Origin of the sequence: Ralstonia sp. RL (assembly GCF_001683835.1) — a bacterium.
GTDB classification, from domain to species: Bacteria; Pseudomonadota; Gammaproteobacteria; order Burkholderiales; family Burkholderiaceae; genus Ralstonia; species Ralstonia mannitolilytica.
Genome location: NZ_LWRX01000154.1, coordinates 1 through 3,260 on the forward strand (window position 1 = coordinate 1; position 3,260 = coordinate 3,260).

At 68.3% G+C, this 3,260-nt stretch carries 6 protein-coding genes; 3 read left to right on the forward strand and 3 right to left on the reverse strand.

Annotated features, from left to right (window positions below; translation table 11 throughout):
• Positions 1-281, forward strand: a 281-nt coding sequence (locus tag A6M56_RS15210) for a DNA-methyltransferase (protein WP_286758215.1), incomplete at its 5' end; no start/stop codon positions are given.
• Here the strand turns inward: A6M56_RS15210 and A6M56_RS15215 are convergent.
• The 3 genes from A6M56_RS15215 to A6M56_RS15225 form a co-directional block, all read right to left on the reverse strand.
• Positions 245-610 (reverse strand): hypothetical protein, encoded by a 366-nt coding sequence (locus A6M56_RS15215; protein WP_286758216.1) that lies wholly within the window; start codon positions 608-610, stop codon positions 245-247. The genes A6M56_RS15210 and A6M56_RS15215 overlap by 37 nt on opposite strands.
• Positions 611-707: 97 nt before the next feature.
• Positions 708-1,286, reverse strand: a complete 579-nt coding sequence (locus A6M56_RS15220; RefSeq protein ID WP_286758217.1) for a DUF3489 domain-containing protein — start codon at positions 1,284-1,286, stop codon at positions 708-710.
• Between the two features lie 94 nt (positions 1,287-1,380).
• A complete protein-coding gene (locus A6M56_RS15225) occupies positions 1,381-1,587 on the reverse strand; it encodes a DUF6900 domain-containing protein (RefSeq protein ID WP_286758218.1) in 207 nt (68 codons plus the stop codon).
• 107 nt (positions 1,588-1,694) lie between these two features.
• Between A6M56_RS15225 and A6M56_RS15230 the strand changes: the two genes are divergently transcribed.
• Positions 1,695-2,243, forward strand: a complete 549-nt coding sequence (locus A6M56_RS15230; RefSeq protein WP_286758219.1) for an elements of external origin — start codon at positions 1,695-1,697, stop codon at positions 2,241-2,243.
• A partial coding sequence (locus tag A6M56_RS15235) for a phage terminase large subunit family protein (protein ID WP_286758220.1) occupies positions 2,240-3,260 on the forward strand: 1,021 nt, incomplete at its 3' end. The genes A6M56_RS15230 and A6M56_RS15235, both read left to right, overlap by 4 nt.

Consider the following 3,260-nt stretch of genomic DNA (forward strand, 5'->3'; position numbering starts at 1 on the left):
CCCTGCACCCGACAATGAAGCCGGTGGAACTGGTCGAGCGCGCGATCCGCAATTCCAGCCGACCGGGCGATGTGGTGCTCGATCCGTTCGGCGGTTCCGGCACGACCCTGATCGCGGCCGAGAAGTCCGGCCGCATCGCCCGTCTGATCGAGCTCGACCCCAAGTACGTGGACGTGATCGTGCGTCGGTGGCAGGACTTCACCGGCCAGCAGGCCACCCGCGAGGCGGATGGCATGGCCTTCGATCAGGCGGCGAGTGATTCCTCGATGATCTCGCAGTGAATCACAAAGCCCGTGAGGTATGGCAGCCCGCGCGGGATGCCGTACTGCTTGGCTCTTTGGCGGCCGATGGTCCAGCCCATCCAGCGCCCGGTGGTAGCTCCGATCGCGTCCGCCAGGCTCTTGCCCTCGTAAAGCCCGTTCAGGACGTCGTCGGCAAAGTGGCGGCCGTGGCGGCAGTCGAGGAAGGCCCGCACCGACTCCATCGGCTGGCAGGTAGCATGGGAGATCGCGGTCATCGCGATCGGCCAGGCGGCCTGTGCGTGCTCGCCCATCGTGCCGTAAAAGCCCCAGGCATCGTTGCGGGTGGCGGGGATCTGCGTGGTACTCATCTCGGGCTCCTTCGGGTGGATCGTGGCGACACCCGTATGAACGCGCTGTTCGATGCAAAAGCCAAGCGCCGCTTGGCTTCTTTCTCGATCTGGTTGCTCAGGCGATGCGGTACACCCGCTCGCCGCCCTGGGGCTTGTCGGAGACGATGGCCAGGCCCAGCTTCTTCTTGAGCGCCCCGGCCAGGGTGCCGCGCACCGTATGCGCCTGCCAGCCGGTGGCGTCCATGATCTGGCGGATCGTGGCGCCCTCGGGACGGCGCAGCATCGCGATCACCTGGGCCTGCTTGCTGTGGGCGCGGGTGCGGCGCGGTGCATCGTCCCCCGCCTGCGTCCACGCGGCCTCCGCCGCGGTGACGGCGGCCTCCAGTTCGGGATCGCCCGTGGCGGTTGGCTGCTCCGCGTTGGCGATGATCCGATCGAGCTGGGCTTCGAACGAGCCCACGCGCGTTGTCTTCACGCCGGGGCGCGGCAGCCCCAGAGCGTCGTAGCCCTCGGCGGCGACGAACCAGTGGCTGCCATCGGTCGTGATCAGGGCGCGGTTGGCCAGGCCTGCCAGCACCTTCTGGCGCGCTGCGCCTTTGATGTGCTCGGGGAACCCGTCGATCTTGCCGCCGTGGTGCTCGATGGCGTGGGCCAGGATGGCGTGCTGGGTGGGGGTCAGGGTGATGGTGGTCATGGGTGGCTCCTTCGCAGGGGGGTCGGGTGACGGGATGAACGCGCTGTTCGCCTGTGAAGCCAAGCGTTTCGTGCCTGGCTTCACCACCTTCCGGTCAGTCCTGGACGACGTTCGGCTCCGGGGGTTTTGGGCGCGACGCCCCCGCTTCGACGCCCGCCTTAAAGGCCGCTTCCAGTGCGGCGCGCAGGTTCCACACCGCCAGGTCGTGGAAGTCCAGGCGGTCGGCGTGGCGGGTCTGCAGGGTTTCGATGCCCAGATGCTGCTGGGCGATCTGGGTGAGGAGGGTGTCGATGGGGCTCATGGCGTGTTCCTCTCGGGGTGGTTGGCGTGATGGGATGAACGCGCTGTTCCCGAGGAAAGCCAAGCTGAATCTGCGAAGACACGAACATATGTTGGAAGACGGCGACGATGGGACTATCGATTCGCGCCTACGCGCGCCACCGCGGCGTGTCGCACGTGGCCGTGAAGAAGGCAATCGACACCGGCCGCATCACGCCGCTGCCTGACGGCACGATCGATGCCGAGACGGCCGATACCCAATGGGCGCGCAACACCTTGCAGCCCCGCCGGGCTCCCGAGCACAAACTCCCTACCCCCAAGAGATCCCAGGCCCGGCCCGAACGGGAAATCCCCGACGCCGGAGCACCGCCATTGCCCACCGGCGGCACCTCGCTGCTGCAGGCGCGCACGGTCAACGAGGTGCTCAAGGCCCAGCTCAACAAGGTGGAGCTGGCGCAGCGCAAGAGGGAGCTCGTCGACCGCGCGCAGGCCGTCTCTCACGTGTTCAAGCTCGCGCGCACCGAGCGCGACGCGTGGCTGAACTGGCCGGCGCGCATCTCGGCGCAGATGGCCGCACGCCTGAACGTCGATCCGCATGCGCTGCACGTGGCGCTCGATGCGGCCGTGCGCGAGCACTTGCAGGAACTGGGCGAACTGCGCCCGCGCGTGGACGGATGACGATGGAGTACGACGGCGCCGACGACATCGAGCGGGCTTGGCGCGAGGGGCTCACCCCCGATCCGCTGCTGACGGTTTCCGAGTGGGCCGACCGGCACCGGGTGCTCTCCAGCAAAGCCTCGGCCGAGCCGGGGCGCTGGCGCACCAGCCGCACGCCCTACCTGCGCGAGATCATGGACTGCCTCTCGCCCACCTCGCCCATCGAGCGGGTGGTGTTCATGAAGGCGGCGCAACTGGGCGCCACCGAGATGGGCAGCAACTGGATCGGCTACGTGATCCACCACGCGCCCGGGCCGATGATGGCGGTGTGGCCGACGGTGGAGATGGCCAAGCGAGCCTCCAAGCAGCGCATCGACCCGCTGATCGAGGAGTCGCCGGTGCTCGCCGAGCGGATCGCCCCGGCGCGCAGCCGGGACTCGGGCAACACCATCCTGGCCAAGGAGTTCCGCGGCGGCGTGCTGGTGATGACCGGTGCCAACAGCGCGGTGGGCCTGCGCTCGATGCCGGTGCGCTATCTGTTCCTCGATGAGGTGGACGGTTATCCGTTGGACGTCGAGGGCGAAGGTGATGCGATCTCGTTGGCCGAAGCCCGCACACGGACGTTTGCCCGGCGCAAGATCTTCATCGTCTCCACACCCACGATCGCAGGCGCCTCGGCCATCGAGCGCGAGTACGAGGCGAGCGACCAGCGCCGCTACTTCGTGCCCTGCCCGCACTGCGGCCACCGCCAGTGGCTGCGCTTTGAGCAACTGCGTTGGGACAAGGGCGCGCCGGACACCGCCGCCTACGTCTGCGAGGCCTGCGACGCACCCATCGCCGAGCACCACAAGACCTGGATGCTGGAGCACGGCGAGTGGCGGGCGATGGCACCGGGTGCCAAGACGGCGGGCTTTCACCTGTCGTCTCTGTATAGCCCGGTGGGCTGGCGGTCCTGGCGCGACATCGCCGCCGCCTGGGAGGCGGCGGTTGGCAAGGAGTCCGGCTCGGCTGCGGCGATCAAGACCTTCAAGAACACCG